Genomic DNA, 16,866 nt, shown 5'->3' on the forward strand with positions numbered 1-16,866 from the left:
TCTATAGCGCGTTGTGGTCTCTCCAAATCTCCTACCGAATTATTAACTTGTCACCATTATAACACTGTTTATGATTATTTGAAAGCTTTTGTTGCTTCAATTGCTTTTTTCCATCCAGCATATAGCTCTTCGCTTGTTTTCGCTTCCATCGTTGGTTCAAAGCGTTTGTCCATATGCCACTGTTCTTTAATTTCATCTTGGTTTTTCCAATATCCAACCGCAAGACCAGCTAAGTATGCTGCACCTAGAGCCGTTGTTTCGTTGATCACTGGACGCTCTACAGGAACATCTAAAATATCACTTTGGAACTTCATTAAGAAGTTATTTTTAACTGCTCCGCCATCAACGCGTAATGTTTTCAGTTCAATACCTGAATCTGCTTCCATTGCGCATAATACATCTTTCGTTTGGTAAGCTAAAGATTCTAGCGTTGCACGAATGAAGTGCTCTTTCGTCGTACCGCGCGTTACACCAAACATAGCGCCGCGTACTTCACTATCCCAATAAGGTGTTCCTAGTCCAACGAATGCTGGTACAACGTATACACCGTCAGTTGATTCAACGCGACTCGCATACACTTCACTCTCACTTGCATCTTTAAACATACGCATTCCGTCACGTAACCACTGAATTGCAGAACCTGCTACGAAAATACTTCCTTCTAATGCGTAGTTTACTTTACCATCTATTCCCCATGCAATTGTTGTTAATAGACCGTGCTCAGAAGCTACTGCTTTTTCACCTGTGTTCATTAACATGAAGCAACCAGTTCCGTAAGTATTTTTCGCCATACCTTCACCGAAACAAGCTTGTCCAAATAATGCTGCTTGTTGGTCACCAGCTACACCTGCAATCGGTACATTTTGACCGAAGAAGTGGTAATCAATTGTTTCTCCGTAAATTTCAGATGATGGACGTACTTCTGGAAGCATGCTCTTTGGTATTGTTAACATTTCTAGAAGCTCATCATCCCACTGTAAGTCGTGAATGTTAAACATTAACGTACGTGATGCGTTTGAGTAATCTGTTACGTGTGCTTTACCACCAGATAGTTTCCATACAAGCCACGAATCAATTGTTCCGAATAATAGATCGCCGTTTTCTGCTTTTTCTCTTGCACCTTCAACGTTATCTAAAATCCATTTTACTTTCGTACCAGAGAAGTATGCATCAATTAAAAGACCTGTTTTTTCGCGAACCATTTCGCTATAACCTTTTTCTTTTAACTCATCACAAATTTCAGCTGTTTGGCGAGATTGCCATACGATTGCGTTGTAAATTGGTTTACTAGTTGTTTTATCCCAGACAACCGTTGTTTCACGTTGGTTCGTAATACCGATACCTGCGATTTGTTCTGGTTTTACATCTGCTTCGCTTAAGCAAGTTGCGATAACTGCTAAAATAGATCCCCAAATTTCTTGTGCATTATGCTCTACCCAGCCCGGCTTTGGAAAATGTTGTGTAAACTCTTTTTGAGCTGAATGAACAATTTCACCTTTTTTATTGAAAAGAATTGCGCGTGAGCTTGTTGTTCCTTGGTCTAATGAAAGAATATATTTTTTCATATCGGTTTCCCCCTTATGCTACTTTTCTACTATTTGTATTGCTTCCGCTTTTTTTACTTGTCATATAAGAGATTGCTAGTACAATCACAGTTGCGATAATCACATAAATAAGTGCTGAATTTTGTTTTCCTTCAAATACAACTTGATGGAATAAACCTGCAAGTGATCCACCTAAAATTGGACCAACTACTGGAATCCATGCATACTTCCAGTTTGAACCGCCTTTTCCTGCAATCGGAAGGAAGAAGTGTGCGATACGCGGACCTAAATCACGCGCTGGGTTAATTGCATATCCTGTTGTCCCACCTAATGATAAACCAATACTTACAATTAAGAAACCTACGATAAATGGATTTAATCCATCTGCAAATTTATTTGCACCAATTGCTAATATACCAAATACTAAAACGAATGTTCCAATCATTTCACTTAAAAGGTTTGCAAATGTGTTCGGAATTGCTGGACCTGTTGCAAATACACCTAACTTTGTTCCTGGATCTTCTGTTTCTTTCCAGTGTGGTAAGTAATGTAAATATACGATAACTGCCCCGATAATTGCCCCAATCATTTGTGCTGCGATATAACCTGGTACATCACTCCATGGGAACGCTCCCTTAAATGCTAATCCTATTGTTAAAGCCGGATTCAAATGTGCCCCACTAATTGATCCAACCGCATACGCTGCAACCGCTACTGCTAAGCCCCAGCCCATTGTAATAACAATCCAACCTGAATCTTTCGCAAACGATTTCTTTAAACTTACACCAGCACAAACGCCGCCACCAAGTACGATTAACAACGCAGTCCCTATTAACTCTCCTAAAAATGCTGACATAGTATCCCTCCACAATCAATTTAAACGCTTCCAAATGTGATAGAGGTAAAATGAATGGCCATTCGTTTTTGTCAAAAGAAAAAGACCCACAGCTTGCACGCTTCTATATAAATTTATATAGAAACAATGAAATGTGGATCTCTACTTTTCTCCGTCACGTTTATTAACTTGTCTATAATGTTAACCGTAAATGAAAGCGGTGTCAACGAAAAAATTCACATTTTCGTCACTTTTTTTGGTAATGTTTCCATAGTTCGCGTTTTGATGTCGTAATTGCTGTCGCACCAGCGTTTAAAGCTCTTTCCACATCTTCTACAGTACGAATAAAACCACCTGCTAAAATCGGTACACCAGTACGCTCTTTCACTTCAGCGATAACGTCCGTTAATGCTCCAGGAAGTACCTCAATATAATCCGGTTTCGTCTTATCTAAAAGATTGCAGCTCTTCTCCATCGCACTCGAATCGATTAAAAAGATGCGTTGTATTGCCACAACACCTTTTTGCTTCGCCTTCATAATAACGCTCGCCTTTGTTGAAAGTAACCCGTACGGTCTAAACTCCTGACATAAATATTCCGTCGCATGCCCATCACTCTGCAAACCATGAATTAAATCCACATGTAAAAACACCTTTTTACAATATTGCTTCGCAAGCGATATAACACTCTTCAATTGGCCGACATGAATATCTAAAATAACAATATATTCATACGAACTATGTAATAGCTTTTCCAAATCTTTAATTTGCCTCACTGCCGGCAAAATCTTCTGTTCATGAAATTCCATTCTCTATATCCCCTTCTTTATGTCATCCTATCCTTTATAGTACACAATTTAAGTGAAAAGAACAGCTAGTGTAGGGGATTTCTTTCAAATCTTTCCTCTATCTATATATTTTCTTCAACTTATCCGATCCCATACCACCTATAATCATGAATGCAAGGGGTAAAAGATTCATTACATATGGCGCATCTGCTACAATTGTAATACTTGCTCCTGCAAACTTATTTAGCATCCATACAACGATTTTTGCAATAAACAAAAATACCCCTATCATAAATAGACTATCAAAAAACACCTTCCATTTTGGATACGCCAATTGCTTACTATCTTCAATTACTTTCTGCGTCAATTCTTCATCACCCCTTAGCAATTCATCAATTGTAATAACGAACAAATCACTTAAATGAATAATAATTTCAATGCTCGGATAGTTCTTTCCCGTCTCCCATTTCGAAACAGATTGCCTGCTCACATGAAGTTTTTCAGCCAAATCATTTTGCGACCAATTTCGTTTTTCTCGTTCTTCTTTTAAACGTTCGCTAAAAATCATACTGTGTTTATCACCTCTCTACGTCTAGTATGGACAAATACATAATGAAGAGTAAAGCGAGTTGTCGTTGCGTTAGCTGTGCAACTTGTGCGTTACACCTGAAAATAAAGCTGTGTAGTATGTCGATTTCATATATTTTTCTTCTATAATAATTTCCCGAACAATAATACAACGAACAGATACTAGTTAAGACTAGATTAGGCATAAAAAATACGCCATCCCTTCTTATCAGTCTCCAGAAAGAATAGCGCAAATTTTCATTTTTACTAATCATTTTTCGGACTATATGAAAACCCCGGATATTTCACAACAGGCCACTTCTCCTTACGCAGGGAATCCATTACTTGCGGGCCAACATGTATATTACTCTCCACTATTTCTTTAGGAGTCAGTGCCATCCATTGATTTAACGATACATCTTCAAAACGATTGCTTCTGAACATCTCTAAAAACCATAATGTTTCGGTACCTGTATTTTGAATATAATGCCCTGTCGCAAACGGTACATACCCGACATCGCCAGCTCTATAATCAAATGTACGAGCGGTACCATTTCCAAGAAACACAGTCATTCTCGCTTCCCCTGTCAAATAATATTGCCATTCATCATTATTCGGGTGCCAATGAAGTTCTCTCATTCCACCAGGCTCAACCTCAACGAGCGCTGCTGCGATTGTTTTGGAAATAGGGAAATTTGTAGAATCTACAATTCGGACGCTACCACCAGAAGTCTTAATCGGCTTTTGTTTTAACAATTCATGTTTAAATGTTAAAGGAACTTCTCCTTTCGGCGATTGAATTTCCTGACTTTCAAGCAAACCTGGCACCTCTCCTTGATAAATATAAACTTGATCTGAAGGAATAGAACGAAAAGCACTCTCAGGTACTCCGAAATTAGCCGACAACACTTCTTTTGGCGTATGCGCAAACCAATCAGAAATAGCTAAAGTAGATAAATCAGAAAAATGCCCATCATCGAAAACGAGTAGAAATTCACAATGTTCCAATCCTTGAATGGAATGCGGAATACCAGGAGGAAAATACCAAAGATCACCTGGCCCAACATCAGCAATAAAATTACTCCCATTTTGATCAACAGCCGTTATGCGCGCCCGTCCTAAAAGCATATACGCCCATTCCGCTTCTTTATGCCAATGTAGTTCTCGTACTCCACCGGCCGTTAAACTCATATTTACTCCCGCAATCGTCGTCGAAACCGGTAGTTCCCGAGCAGTAATCTCCCGAGACCACCCGCCTTGTTTCAAAATCATAGAAGTGTCCGAGAATGAAAACTTCAAGTTAGGAACTAACCCTGCATCCGTTATAGGCGGAACAAGCATATTCGGATTTTGAATATCCCGCATAACATTACGAGGTCCAGAATCAATCGCACCAGCTCCGTCGCTGCGGATTGGTTGTGGCACATTCCCTCCCGCTTCATTAACAGTACGTTTCTTCATGATTACACTCCTTTTTCATCCGATTAGTAAGTAAAAAGCCTCCATCATAGTGTATGAATTGGGCTTTAGATGGTTACAGTTACTATAGAGTTACATCATCTGCCTATCATTATCGTTTTGTTCATTTCTCAACTTATACTAGTATGCTTAGCGCTTAGGAAGACAAAAAATAAACTAGAACTAACAAAAAACCCTGTAAAATTTATTACAGAGTTTTTCACCAATTATTTATTGTTTTACATATCGAATACGAACATTATCGTCCATTTGATAAATTTGTAATGTGTTCCCATAACTAATTCCTAACTCTTCACTTGCACCAACTGTACTTACAAATACCCCTTTAAATACTTTATTTTTAGTTGGTTTTACTACCGATACTCTTCGCTGCCTCTTCAAACAGTTTCGAACCTTCTTGTGCTTTACTTAATGATTGATGCATTTTACTTTCGTCTTCTTGGTCCAATGCATCAAAGAGAAGTTGAAAACAATCCGCATACAGTTCCATCGACTGCTTTATCTTCGCCTGTTCTCCCTGTAACTCAGGAGGCGCTTGTAGATTCTTCAGTTTCGTTGCAGTTGCCTTTGCTCCACCTAAACTCAGTTGTACTTCACTTTTCTTTTGTTTGTATGATTTTACGTCTGAATCTGCTATTCCTTCAATTAATTTCATTGTATCTTCAATTTGAGTAGCACTATTTATGATATCTGCCTTGTACCTTTCAACATCTGAACCAGTTACCTTACTAGTTGAAGAACTAGAAGAAGTTAAATTATTTGAAGAAGAACTTGGTTGACTACTTGATGAACTACTGTTTGTACCTTCACCTTTCGCTACAGATAAGCTATCCTCTTTCTTGCTATCAGTTGACTTACTCTCTTTTTCAGAAGTCTTATTCTCTTTCTCTACCTTTTGCGTTTCTTCTTTCTTTGGTTCAGCTTTCTTACCATCAGTTTCAATTGTAATACAACCACTCAATAACATAACTGGTAACGCTAAACTTACTAATTTCTTTGCTTTCATGATTACTAATACCCCTTTATTTGTAAAATGTAGTGCAAACAAGTTAATATACTTAACTAATAAATTTCCCCCGAATAATTTATTAAAATCTACTATCCATAGATTTCCTGTATATTCATAATCTTTCCATATATATCATTTTACAAAGAATTACATATTTGGTCAAAGGGATTTATGTAGTCCTTAAAAGAAAATTTTAATCAAAAAGAAAAGAAGCTAACAATAAATTGTTAACTTCTCAGCTTAAGGAAAAAATAGTATCTTTCCTTATCTTCTAATATCTAGGTTGTGATTGAATATTTGTAAGATGAACATCATACATATCAATGATTTCAAGAAATCTATCAGCTTCACGGAAAACATGGTCTGCTAATAACGGATGAATGATACTCTTTATTTTACATTGCTCAATTAAATCACGTGCTGTTTTCTTAAAATCCCGAAGAGATGCAACCGACACACGATTTTGATCTAAAAATTGATCTAAAAGAGGGGCTGTTTGGGATTGTGGTTTCATAGATTCTAAGTCAATTGCTTGATACATCAATTCATCAAAATCATTGCTAAAATTCCGTGCTGTATCTACAAGCTTTCTTTCCGATGGATCAAGAAGATGACCAATAAATTTAGCATGGTCTGCCATAATCCGTAAAAAGAAAACATTTTCTTTAATAATAGCATCAGGAAGAGCATCTAATTTACCTTCATTTAATTGTATTAAACGTTTTCTAAAATAATCAGCTTCCCTACTTGTATGGTCAACTAAAAGTGGAAAGTTATTTTGTCCTGGCAATTTACATGTGAGAATTAACCCTAAAATTTTTCGTTTAAATCCCCAAATATTAGTTGCGGCTTGTTGTACTTCTGCATTAAATCTTTTTATTTGCTCAGGATCTGTTTCATTTGTATAGGAATGCGCTATTTGTTCAATATGTTCAAACAATCGATAAAATTGATTCGCCTCTTCGATTAGTTGAGTATCCTCGCATCTAAATCCTAAACGAAGAAAAAAAGAATGCTCCTTCATGATTCTAGACCAAAAACGAATTTCATTTAATGAACGCTCAACAAACATTACAGATGTAACACCTGTATCCGGATGTAATGAAGTTTCATCCCTATGCATTGTTAATCCCCCCCCAGTAAAATCCCCACTAGTTCCATTCTTATGAGTAAAAAAATATATAAATACCATCAATAAAAGTTTATGATGACTCTCTTATACATGTAAAATTAAACTAATATAACCTTAGCTTGATGAACATATACTGCTCCCGCAGAAGAAAAAAAGCTACCACCGAGATGTAAAATCCTACTAGGTGGTAACCTTTCAAAATTTCTATTAAAGCAATACAGAATCCTTATCACTATCCTGATTACGTTTCTCACGCTCTTCTTCTAAGCGCTTCATATATACTTCGCCTTCTTTTTCGATAAACTCATTATCCATATCTTGCTCTTTTTTCGAAGTATATAAAACCATGTAGCCACTTAGTACAATCCCAACAATTACAAGATACACCCACCATGGTAAAGTTTCCAAATCACTTCATTCCTTTCCTTAGACAAGCCTTATTAGTTTCACTTTATGAGGAAAGAATTGGATTTATGCTTAAAATTTTTATTGTGGATGCTTCGCGAAAAATGCTTGTACATATTCCATAAACTCAATTGGTTCCTGACGAAACGGTGCGTGGTATCCTTTTTCAATAATATGAAACGTACTATTCGCAAATAGCTCATGATACAGTTCACCATTTTTCCAAGAAACACTTTTATCATGTCGTCCCCATATAATTAAAGTCGGTACCTTAATTTTATCAGCTTCCATCGCAATGCGGCGCTCTCTCATTTTCGTAAGCTGATCATAATGCTCTTTATCATCACGACTATTTTTCACTTCATTTTTATTATACTTCGTAATCTCAGTTACAGTTTGTAAGTCCGTCGATAGCGGTGGTACTTCATAACTTTCTTTTTGCTGGAAAGACTCTATCCCTGTAGCATCCGCCAAGATGAGATGCGTCACTGCGTCTGGATATAAATACGCTAAATTGAGGGACATCTCTCCGCCCATCGAATGGCCAAGCACCGCAAACTGATCGTATCCGAGCTTCTTCATTAACTTATAATATAAATTCACTTGCGCAGGAAACGAATACTGAAAATCAACTGGCTTAGAAGAACGCCCAAACCCTAAAATATCAACCGCAATAATCGTATGGTCTCGCGCTAGTTCCGGATAAATATCACTAAACCCATCAGAAGAACCACCAAACCCATGCAACATGAGTAACGGCGGTTTTCCCTCACCAATTTGCTTAAAATAAATCGTCTGCCCATCAATTTGCGCCATACTCTCTTTCGTATTCAGCTTCATCATAACAGTATCTTTCACTTCTTCAACCTTCGCAATCGGCTTATCAACGAAGTTACATACGATAAGCAAAACAAGCACAATACCGCTAATCAAATAAAACTTAAACCGTTTCAACATTCCCGTCTCCTTTCTCTTGTTGCTATTTAAAAGTTTTTACATTTTTTGGTTATTTTATGTTCTCTTTTTAATTGTAACTGAAATAGTTACAATTATACTAAAAAAATATAACTCATTTCTATTACTAATGGTTATACTGTAACTATTATAGTTACATATTTAAAGTAAGTCAATTCTTTTCTCTACATGGCCTGAAAATAGAAAAAGGGACTTCATGTTGAAGTCCCTTTCTTTGTTATTATAGTTGGCTTACTCCGCCGCCGTCGCCTTTATTATCTGCTGGTGCTCCTCCTGTGTCGCCAATGTTAACGTAGTCTGGTCTTGCTGGTGCTCCGCCACCATCACCTCTATTTAAAGCATGTTGTTCAGACTCTGTAAAAGCAGTAAGCCCTAATGAAAGTAGTATTACTAAACCTGCTATCAATACATTAATTTTTTTCATTTATTTTAGCGCTCCTTCTTTTAAAAGTTTTTTTCGAGCTTGGCTACTAATATAAAAGTATTTACTAGCCTTTTCATGTTTTTCTTCTTGATAAAATTTATAAGCTAATATTTCTGCGTATTCCTTAACACAATCTAAAAGGGAGTGTTCTTCAAAATACGAAATACTTTCCACAGTTACTTTTTCTAACTCATTAGCACTCGAATTAATATTTAATTCCTTCAATATCATAAAGCGATGTTGAAATTCTTTATTTTGCAACTCATTACAAATTTTCAGCCCTAGTTCTATTAAGTTATTAGCAATTTCTATTTTGCCCAGTTTATAATTTTCCTCTGCTTCAGTAAAAATCGCTTTAAAATGCTTAGGCATTTTCTTAGTCACTTCACTTAAATGTCTAATTGCCAAATCTGATAAATTCTGACTACTATATAACCACCCTAAGTTACTTCTAACCATTAAAATATGTTTTTCTTCTTTATCATGTTGTTGAAGTAAATGGATTGCGGTATTAAAACTTTCCTCCGCTAACTCAAACTGTTTAAAATCAATACAACATAATCCTATGAAGTTATGACACAACGCCACGTTTCCTTCGTAACCTTTATGTTCACAAAATATTTCTTTCGCCTTTTTGATATAATCTAAAGCTAACATTTGCTGATATACTTGATAGTAAAAATATCCCATCCGATAATTAAACTCCGCATGTTCTATCGGATCTGCAATATATTTCAATAACTTCTCAGCTTGCTCATACTGTTCTTTCGCTTCGTTATAATTTGAAATTAATGTGCAATGAAACCCTTTAAAAAAGTGATAATAATAAGCTAAAAAGCCCTCTGTTGGAATTTCGAAAGATTCCACTTTATCAAAACTATCTTCTCTAACTGAAATCCAATCAACTAATGCATCATATCTAAAATTCAACAACGCATGATAAAGTAATACATCCTGATCCACATCCAACCCACTAATCTTACTTTCAATCTCCTCTTTCATTTCCGTGGCCTTCTCTATATTTTGCTGCAACATTACACGATACCAATCATCTAAAGAATGTTTCATTTGCTCCCGCGTTACTACATCTGCTCCCATACACTCGCATCCCCTTTTCTCCAAAATTACAAAATTAGGATTTTTATACAATTATTAAAATTGTATATTACCACTCCTTTTCTATGCATTGAAAAATAATTATCAGAAAATTTAATGTTTTAATTAATTATACCAAAGTTTTCCTTTTTAATAACTTGAGAAATAATTGTCAGAAAACTTACTAGGATAAATAAAAAAGCAAGTAGTTCCAGCACTCCGCTAAAACTACTTGCTCTCCTACTTACTATCTCTATTTTTACTCTTTAATAAATTCCTTCGTACTTCTCACTGTATCAATTGGACGAACTAATTTTTCAATTTCTTCACGTTTTGGCTCTAGGAATGGAGGTAAAGATAATTTTTCGCCAAGTGTTTCGTATGGCTCATCTCCCATAAATCCTGGGCCGTCTGTTGCAAATTCAAATAAGATTTGTGGTGCAACTCTTGCGTATAATGATTCGAAGAAGTGACGGTCTACATAGCCAGATGAAGGAAGTCCAACGCTACTGATTCTCTCAATCCATTCTTCTAATACAGCGCGATCTTCTACGCGGAATGCAGCATGGTGAACCGTACCAAAACCTTGTCGTGCTTCTGGAAGAACCGTATTATGTTCTACAATGACAGAAGCACCGTTTCCACCTTCGTTCACTTCAAATAAATAGAATTCTCCTTCTTGCGCAACCTCTTTAAATAATAAAACTTTTTCTAACACTTCTTTGAAGAAACTAAAGTTCGCGATACGAATGAATACAGGGCCTAAACCAGTAATTGCATATTCTAATGGAACTGGTCCATTTTGCCATGGTGTACCTGATTCGATCCCTTTATCAAGTTCATCTGAGATTAATTGATAGTGTTGTTCATCAAAGTCAACGAAAGAAAGAGTTTTCTTACCAAATTGCTCTTTAATTCCTGTATGTTCTACTTCAAGACGGTCAAAACGTTTCACCCAATATGCTAACGCTGCATCAGTTGGCACTCGGAATGAAGTTTTTGAAATTTCATTTGTACCGTGTACTCCTTTTGGAATACCTGGGAAGTCAAAGAATGTCATATCTGTTCCTGCACTACCTTTATCATCTGCAAAGAATAAATGATACGTTTGAATGTCATCTTGGTTTACTGTTTTTTTAACTAAACGCATTCCTAAAACGTGAGTGAAAAACTCATAGTTTTTTTCTGCACTACTTGTAATCGCTGTAACGTGGTGAATTCCTTTTAATTGGTTCATTTTATATTCCTCCAATGGGTTTCATTTATATGTTAAAGTTGTATATTTTCTTCTATTACTTCTCTTCAATAGGTGCTAAATTCGCTTCAATCTCTGCACGCTGATTTTCTAAGAACGGTGGTAAATCAAGTTTTTCTCCTAAATGTTCTACATCTCCATCAACTGTAAACCCTGGTCCATCTGTCGCAATTTCAAATAGGATTCCGTTTGATTCACGGAAATATAAGCTTTTAAAGTAGAAACGGTCAATGATTCCTGAAGAATGGAAGCCTCTTTGTTTCACTTGTTCTTCCCAATAGGCAAGCTCTGCATCGTTTTTCACACGAATTGCTAAGTGGTGGATGCTACCGCGGCCGGGCTTTTCAGTAGGACCATCTAAATATTTCACAACGATTTCTCCAAAAGCCTCTCCTTTAATGGACTGAAAAATTGCTTCCTCTTCGCTTCGGCTAACCTCTGTATAACCAAACATCTCTGTAAGTGTACTCGCCATTTTATCAAGTCTACGAACTGTCATTTCCACAGAACCCATTCCTTGAATTTGATGCTTTGCAGGAACTTCTGATTTCTCCCAAGTTTCCCAGTGCTCTACTTTTTCTCCGTTTGAAACGAGTAGTACTAAGCGAAGACCTTCAGCATCCTCAAATTGTAAAGCAGGACGATTTGCATATGTTGTCATCTCACTATGTTTCACATCAAATTTCTCAAATCGTTCTTTCCAGTAATGTAAGCTTTCCTCTGAAGGAACGAGTAATCCAATTCGAGTAATCGCATTTGTACCGCGATATGTTCTTCCTACTAAAGGAATTTCAAAAAATGATAACTCTGTACCCGGACTTCCTGTTTTATCTCCGTAAAATAAATGATACATTGACGGATCATCTTGGTTTACTGTCATTTTCACACGACGTAATCCAAGCACATTTTTATAAAAGTGATTATTTTCATTTGCATTTTTCGTAACCATTGAAATGTGATGATGCCCTTTAATTTTATACATTTTTAATTCCTCCACTTCGTTTTACTAGTCAAGTGATGATAAAAAAATAATATGTTTTTTAGCTTTTCAATTTATCCTCATTAATGTTTTCGTAAATTCATCTTAGTTTTTACTGTATAAGTTACTTTGTTTTTTAATCGAAAACAACTGAGTATATGTTTTTCATATGGCTCAATTGCTTTCGTTACTATCACTTTACAACTCAAGTGATTAAAAAGCAAGTGTTTTATCTCGAATTCGAGATATTTTTTTATTAAATAACATTTTGGACTAAAAACACGAGAAATTCTTGGTTTGAGGACATTATAAAATTCATAAGTTGATGGATGTGAGATATCGCCAGCATTTTTGAAAAAAACACGCTAAGAGTATGCGAGATTTTATACAGTTTTTTCGTTAATCCAATAACAGACAAGAACCCTAAAACCGCACCAGAATAGGAATGTATAAAAAATTGCATAGATTGATAGAACAAAAAAAGGAGGTTCCCTTGTGAGAGTAGGGTTCCTCCTTTTTCCTTGCTACCGATAATAGGACGTTATGTTAACTGATCATGTATAGGATATTCATATAGAAATTGTTTCTATCAATGCTGAATTATACAAAGAAGGAGGCATGATAATGAAAAAAGAACAATTAATATTAATTGCTAGTCTTACTCTTTTATTTCCTGTCCTTGAATTTTTCTTCCAGAAATATGATTACTTCAATTTTTACGCACATATAGGTATTATAGCCATTGCTGTATCAACTGTTGTATTCACACTCCATTATATAAAACAAATTTATTGGAAATTATCGATCGTATGAGGAAATTATGAAAGAATAGAATTTAATTGAATATGTTTTCTATTACCCGTTTCAAGCTTTTCCCCATACCTTTTACTGCCCATACTAGTTTAAGGAACACTTTAAAGATAGCATCCCATACGTGTTCATTAATAAAAAATTCGTATACTTTCTTTAACCACTCTTTCGGGGATTTACTCTTACGTTTAAACCTTTGCCAATGCGTTTCTTCACTAGTTTTCATAACTACCCCTTCTTTCTTAATCGAATATGCTTTCTATTAGAAGTTTTAACACCTCGCTATAATGATGAAAAGAACGAGGTTTATCATATCTGGCAATTTAATCACTCCTAATTTTAAATTAAATTCATTATATAACGATTTCTAAATTTTTAGTTAATTACTAGTGAGAATTAAGCAAAATTTAAACAAAAACACCTATCTTAGGCTTTAGTTACAGGTTTTCCCCCTATAAAATCAACTATTTGCGCCACCAACTATGGGGTACGCGAATTACTTTGATATTATCTTTGAACGAACAAAATAACTCCTTTCGAAAAACAAATGAACTGATATTAATCAACTTCCAATATCGAGAATTATGTAAATAAGCTGCCCATATGGACAGCTTACTGTATTGTTTGCTTAACATATTTTTTCTGAAATGCTGGCGGTACTCAATTTAAAAGTTGATATGCCCCCATTCTAGTGGCAAGATATGTTTTATTAGTTCTTCGTTACACCCATGCGTACTTCTTAACTATTTTATTTCATTTTTAATAAAGTGAAACTTTAATCAGTGGGGGTTTTCTTCCCCCCCCACTGATTATCAGCCCTCACCAATCGGACTTTAATGACTTAACATTATGCTTATCTTAGGAGCGAGGTATTTTATCGGTGAGTGTATACAAACCATGTAATGCTTGCTGTTAATAATGCTGACGAAATCAAAGCTGTAAGAACACTATATGTTTGCCACATAAGTATTGTTGACCAATCGAAAGCGCAGCACAGTATACCCAGAGCAATCGTAGCGATCAGGAAAATAACTGTTACGGTTATTCTCTTTTTTGTCATTGGCTGTCGCTCATTCGTTCTCCTTCTGCGTAATCCTAAGAGAAATAGCAAAACGGCCAATAGGCAAAAAATAATTGTGATAGACGACAAAATGATATCCAAAAGCTGTGTGCCGCTTATTTCATATGACTGAGTTAGATTGCCTTCTAATATATCTTTAACTTTTAGTACCATGTTTGTATTGGTATTTGTGCCGTTGCTCAGCAAGGAGACGGCTGTTCGTTCATTTGGCAGTATGACTACTTCGGTTCTGAAATTTGGATTGCCCCCAGTGTGTTCTATAATCGTTTGTTCGGCATTTACGGACCAACCTGCCGCATAATACATACCGTTGATAGCCGAAACAGACATATCACCCCTATGTGATTTTTCGATAACCGTGTGAAATATTTCGGGTATGTCCTGCACGATACCCATCTGTATGCCCAGCCAACGAGCCATATCTTTTGTATTAGAAATGATGTAGCCTGCGGGTTTATTCCCAGCATAATCCGGAGCTTTAAATGGAGTTGTCATAAAAAAGGAAGAACGGTAGCCCTGTGCCAACTGTCCAGTAGCTTGAGCATCTTCTTTATAAACATACGTCTGGTGAAGACCTAGCGGCTGAAATACCTGTTCCTTCATAAAGTCTTCATAGCTTTGTCGCGACACAATCTCAATAACCAAACCCAATACGTCATAATTAACGGTTCCATAGTTATACTGTTCACCGGGAGGGAACGCCAATTCAGCATCAACGAGCATTTCCACAGTCTTTTGCAACATATCCGGTGTATTGCCTTGTGGAATATTTTGAAGATGCCTAATATTTGTTAGACCACTGGTATGGTGAAGAAAGTTATTTAGTGTAAGACTTTGCATATCAACAGGTTTCCCTTGATACTTTAATGTAAACCAAGGTAAATATTTTTGGACAGGGTCAGTCATTGAGAGCAGCCCTTGCTCTTCCAATAGCATAATACCCATACCGGTAAAAGCTTTACTGACCGAGGCTAACTCATAGAGTGTATTTTCACTTGCAGACAACCCCTTTTCACGGTCTGCATACCCTGAAGAAAAGTAGAACACTTCATCATCAGCAAGTATTGAGATTGACATTCCCGGCACACCTGATATACGACAGGCATCATCTAGCAACGCTTGTATTGCCGCAGATTGCGAATCTGACAACGCATAACTTTGTGTTGCGAATCCTGAGAATAATATAAATATCGTTAATACAAAAACATTAATCTTTTTCATAAACTCTCCCTTTTGGAAAAATTATAAGAGAATAATATAAATAACCTCCTTTTACAACTACGAAACTAATTTTTAATGTATCTTTCTATTCACCTATATAATATCAAATAATTGCGAATAGTTACACTTGAACGAACAGATGGATGTAATTTGAAACAACTTTAAAGAGCCTTGCTACGTAGAATGTAGTAAGGCTCTTAGCTTTTTAATAATCAAAATTCAATAACTTTATTATCATTATACAACAGCCCCACTAAGCGTATTAACACTTAATGAGGCCACTTTATTCACACTATTAATTATGGAACGTCGGTTTATAGAACGAACGATTATCAAGTGCAAAGACACGCTCTGTGTATTCGCCTGGTTTTGTGCGTCCTAATGCGCGGTCCATCATGTTCATTTTTGCATCTAAGTTATCGATGTAATGCAGAATTTCTGCTTCTTTTACTAATGGTGGTTTTGGGCTACCCCATTCCGCTTTTCCGTGGTGAGAAAGGACGATGTGTTGAAGAATTAATACTTCTTCTGCATCGATTTGCAATTCGTCTGCTGCTTTACCAATTTCGTTCACCATAATAGAAATGTGGCCTAGTAAATTTCCTTCTAACGTATACGTTGTAGAAATTGGGCCAGATAGTTCGATTACTTTACCAAGGTCATGTAAAATAACGCCTGCATATAGTAAGTCTTTATCTAACGATGGGTATAGATTTGAGATAGCTTTCGCTAAATCAAGCATTGATACGACGTGATAAGCTAGTCCAGATACGAACTCGTGATGGTTCTTTGTCGCTGCTGGATAGTCTAAAAATTCGTTTTGATGCTTATTTAATAAATGTCTTGTTAGACGCTGAATGTTCGGGTTTCTCATTTCAAATATGTATTGCGTAATTTTCTCAACCATATCTTCTTTTTTCACTGGTGCTTTTTCTACGAAGTCTGAGATATCTGTTACTTCATTTTCATTCGCAACACGGATTTGTTTCACACGTAATTGAATACGTCCTTTGTAGTTTAAAATATCTCCAGCTACTTTCACGATTGTTTCCGCTACATATTGTTTCTCAACTTCTGGTGATACGTCCCACAATTTCGCTTCAATATCTCCACTTGGATCTTGTAAGATTACTGTTAAAAATGGCTTTCCATTGCTTGCGATACCTTTTGTCGCTGTTTTAATTAACAAGAAAATATCGACTTGTTCACCAACTTCATACTCTGCAATTTTCTTTTTCATTCGAATTCCTCCACCAAATCAGTTACTT

At 36.1% G+C, this 16,866-nt stretch carries 18 protein-coding genes; 1 reads left to right on the top strand and 17 read right to left on the bottom strand.

Features of this window, described 5'->3' with window-relative positions:
• Positions 1–74: 74 nt before the first annotated feature.
• The 14 genes from glpK to ACTFR8_RS18180 all read right to left on the bottom strand — a co-directional run bounded on the left by glpK (position 75) and on the right by ACTFR8_RS18180 (position 12,489).
• Positions 75–1,565, bottom strand: a complete 1,491-nt coding sequence (gene glpK, locus ACTFR8_RS18115) for a glycerol kinase GlpK (protein WP_000760008.1) — start codon at positions 1,563–1,565, stop codon at positions 75–77.
• A gap of 13 nt (positions 1,566–1,578) precedes the next feature.
• On the bottom strand, positions 1,579–2,400 hold the full coding sequence (gene glpF, locus ACTFR8_RS18120) for a glycerol uptake facilitator protein GlpF (RefSeq protein ID WP_001272195.1): 822 nt from the start codon (positions 2,398–2,400) through the stop codon (positions 1,579–1,581).
• A gap of 226 nt (positions 2,401–2,626) precedes the next feature.
• A complete protein-coding gene (gene glpP, locus ACTFR8_RS18125; protein WP_000394285.1) occupies positions 2,627–3,187 on the bottom strand; it encodes a glycerol uptake operon antiterminator GlpP in 561 nt (186 codons plus the stop codon).
• Between the two features lie 97 nt (positions 3,188–3,284).
• Positions 3,285–3,734, bottom strand: coding sequence for a helix-turn-helix domain-containing protein (locus tag ACTFR8_RS18130; protein WP_074595983.1), 450 nt, complete (start codon positions 3,732–3,734; stop codon positions 3,285–3,287).
• A gap of 266 nt (positions 3,735–4,000) precedes the next feature.
• Entirely contained in the window at positions 4,001–5,194 is a 1,194-nt protein-coding gene (locus ACTFR8_RS18135; RefSeq protein WP_144608343.1) for an oxalate decarboxylase family bicupin, read from the bottom strand.
• Positions 5,195–5,422: 228 nt separating this feature from the next.
• Positions 5,423–5,593 (bottom strand): hypothetical protein, encoded by a 171-nt coding sequence (locus ACTFR8_RS18140; RefSeq protein ID WP_162841976.1) that lies wholly within the window; start codon positions 5,591–5,593, stop codon positions 5,423–5,425.
• Positions 5,553–6,218: a DUF7018 domain-containing (lipo)protein gene (locus tag ACTFR8_RS18145; RefSeq protein ID WP_074595985.1), complete on the bottom strand. Its 666-nt coding sequence runs from the start codon at positions 6,216–6,218 to the stop codon at positions 5,553–5,555. The genes ACTFR8_RS18140 and ACTFR8_RS18145 overlap by 41 nt, the downstream gene beginning before the upstream one ends.
• A 274-nt stretch (positions 6,219–6,492) precedes the next feature.
• Positions 6,493–7,344: a DUF2935 domain-containing protein gene (locus ACTFR8_RS18150; protein ID WP_000554479.1), complete on the bottom strand. Its 852-nt coding sequence runs from the start codon at positions 7,342–7,344 to the stop codon at positions 6,493–6,495.
• Between the two features lie 216 nt (positions 7,345–7,560).
• Complete coding sequence (locus ACTFR8_RS18155; RefSeq protein WP_000449223.1) at positions 7,561–7,761, bottom strand: sporulation YhaL family protein; 201 nt, start codon at positions 7,759–7,761, stop codon at positions 7,561–7,563.
• Positions 7,762–7,839: 78 nt separating this feature from the next.
• The gene (locus ACTFR8_RS18160) at positions 7,840–8,715 is read right to left on the bottom strand and encodes an alpha/beta fold hydrolase (RefSeq protein ID WP_000919245.1); all 876 of its coding nucleotides are present in this window, start codon (positions 8,713–8,715) and stop codon (positions 7,840–7,842) included.
• A 238-nt stretch (positions 8,716–8,953) separates the two neighbouring features.
• Positions 8,954–9,157: a hypothetical protein gene (locus ACTFR8_RS18165; RefSeq protein WP_000723609.1), complete on the bottom strand. Its 204-nt coding sequence runs from the start codon at positions 9,155–9,157 to the stop codon at positions 8,954–8,956.
• Positions 9,158–10,255 carry a RapH N-terminal domain-containing protein gene (locus tag ACTFR8_RS18170; RefSeq protein ID WP_000500590.1) on the bottom strand — a complete coding sequence of 366 codons (1,098 nt, stop codon included), beginning with the start codon at positions 10,253–10,255 and terminating at the stop codon, positions 9,158–9,160. It abuts the gene before it with no gap.
• A 256-nt stretch (positions 10,256–10,511) separates the two neighbouring features.
• On the bottom strand, positions 10,512–11,489 hold the full coding sequence (locus tag ACTFR8_RS18175; RefSeq protein WP_001072544.1) for a ring-cleaving dioxygenase: 978 nt from the start codon (positions 11,487–11,489) through the stop codon (positions 10,512–10,514).
• Between the two features lie 55 nt (positions 11,490–11,544).
• The gene (locus ACTFR8_RS18180) at positions 11,545–12,489 is read right to left on the bottom strand and encodes a ring-cleaving dioxygenase (RefSeq protein ID WP_000276678.1); all 945 of its coding nucleotides are present in this window, start codon (positions 12,487–12,489) and stop codon (positions 11,545–11,547) included.
• A 621-nt stretch (positions 12,490–13,110) separates the two neighbouring features.
• On the opposite strand from ACTFR8_RS18180, the gene ACTFR8_RS18185 reads away from it, so the two are divergent.
• A complete protein-coding gene (locus ACTFR8_RS18185) occupies positions 13,111–13,299 on the top strand; it encodes a hypothetical protein (RefSeq protein ID WP_000712159.1) in 189 nt (62 codons plus the stop codon).
• 22 nt (positions 13,300–13,321) lie between these two features.
• Here ACTFR8_RS18185 and ACTFR8_RS18190 read toward each other — a convergent pair whose 3' ends face one another.
• The 3 genes from ACTFR8_RS18190 to yhaM form a co-directional block, all read right to left on the bottom strand.
• Positions 13,322–13,522 (bottom strand): hypothetical protein, encoded by a 201-nt coding sequence (locus tag ACTFR8_RS18190; protein WP_000858032.1) that lies wholly within the window; start codon positions 13,520–13,522, stop codon positions 13,322–13,324.
• A gap of 648 nt (positions 13,523–14,170) precedes the next feature.
• The gene (locus ACTFR8_RS18195) at positions 14,171–15,598 is read right to left on the bottom strand and encodes a serine hydrolase domain-containing protein (protein WP_000723591.1); all 1,428 of its coding nucleotides are present in this window, start codon (positions 15,596–15,598) and stop codon (positions 14,171–14,173) included.
• A 295-nt stretch (positions 15,599–15,893) separates the two neighbouring features.
• A complete protein-coding gene (yhaM, locus tag ACTFR8_RS18200) occupies positions 15,894–16,838 on the bottom strand; it encodes a 3'-5' exoribonuclease YhaM (RefSeq protein ID WP_000726639.1) in 945 nt (314 codons plus the stop codon).
• Positions 16,839–16,866 lie beyond the last annotated feature (28 nt).

The sequence above is a fragment of the Bacillus cereus group sp. MYBK15-3 genome (genome assembly GCF_051916765.1).
Classification (GTDB): Bacteria; Bacillota; Bacilli; order Bacillales; family Bacillaceae_G; genus Bacillus_A; species Bacillus_A cereus.